Here is a 1,213-nt window from a genome sequence, read left to right as displayed (position 1 = left end):
AAAGAGAAGCCCCGCCAACAGTGTTGGCGGGGCTTCTCTTTTTCCATCCAAGGATGAGGATCAGAGCGCCGGCAGCAGCCCCAGGCTGACGCTCACCTGCACGCCTACGATCAGCACGCCCATGGCACCGGCCAGACCCAGCGCCAGTACGCCACCGGGTGCGCGGTAGTGGTGCGCCTCGGCCCGTTTGCGGCTCTGCCACACCAGGGTCACCGGCAGCAGCACCGCCAGCACCGCCAGCGCGATGGCGGCGTAGCCGAGCGCCATGATGAACCCCTGCGGGAAGTAGAGGGCAAACAGCAGGGGCGGCACGAAGGTGATAAGCCCGGTCTGGCTGCGGCCCTGCCAGTTGTCCTTGCGGTGGGTCACCTTGGCCATGAAGTCAAACAGCCCCAGCGTCACCCCGAGGAAAGAGGTGGCGAGCGCCAGATCGGCGAACAGATGCATCGCCTGATTGAAGGCGGGCCAGCTGACCAGATTGCCGACGCTGGCCAAGAGGCTGTCGAGCGCGCCGCCAGTCTGGATCAGGGTCTGCTGACCGAGCAGTCCCAGGATAGCCACCTGCCACAGCACGTAGAGGATGAGCGGCAGGGCCGAGCCCCACACAAACACCCGGCGCAGCTGCTTGGGGCAATCGCCCAGGTAGAGCATGACGCTCGGGATAGAGCCGTGGAAGCCAAACGAGGTGAAGATCACCGGCAGCCCTGCCAGCAGCAAGCCCTGGCCGAGCGGCATGGAGAGCAGGTGCTGCCCCTCGGCGCGTGGCAGCAACAGCGCCAGTACCCCCACCATGATCACCAGTTTGACGGTGAACATCAGCCGGTTGAGGTAATCCACCTGCTTGGTACCGACGCAGACCATGCCGCCAAACAGCAGGGTAAAGGCCCAGGCCGCCTGCTCCTGGCTGAGGGTCATGCCCGCATCGGCCAGTGCCTGGGCCAGCAGGCTGCTGCCGCCGCTGATGTAGGCGGAGGCCAGCGAGTAGAACAGCATCAGGATGCAGAAGGAGGCGATGCGCTTGCCCCAGGGGCCGAGCAGGTGATCCGCCAGCTGGTGCAGGTACCACTTGCCGGTATTGAGGCTGGCTTCCACCTGCAACATGGCGGTGAAGGCCATCAGGGCCCAGAGCCCGACCATCAGCAGCAGAGTGGCGGGTCCGCCGAGGGAAGAGGAGGCCAGCGGCAGGGCCAGCATGCCGGCGCCTATGGTGGTG

At 65.9% G+C, this 1,213-nt stretch carries 1 protein-coding gene; it reads right to left on the bottom strand.

What is annotated here, in order from left to right; all coding sequences use genetic code 11:
- Positions 1-60: 60 nt before the first annotated feature.
- Positions 61-1,213: aromatic amino acid transport family protein (locus tag BN1128_RS10200; RefSeq protein WP_042868311.1), on the bottom strand; the 1,153-nt coding region annotated here is incomplete at its 5' end.

Origin of the sequence: Aeromonas piscicola (assembly GCF_000820005.1) — a bacterium.
GTDB lineage: Bacteria > Pseudomonadota > Gammaproteobacteria > Enterobacterales > Aeromonadaceae > Aeromonas > Aeromonas piscicola.
The sequence above is the reverse complement of the archived record's forward strand: the minus strand, read 5'-3'. Positions and strand labels throughout refer to the sequence as shown.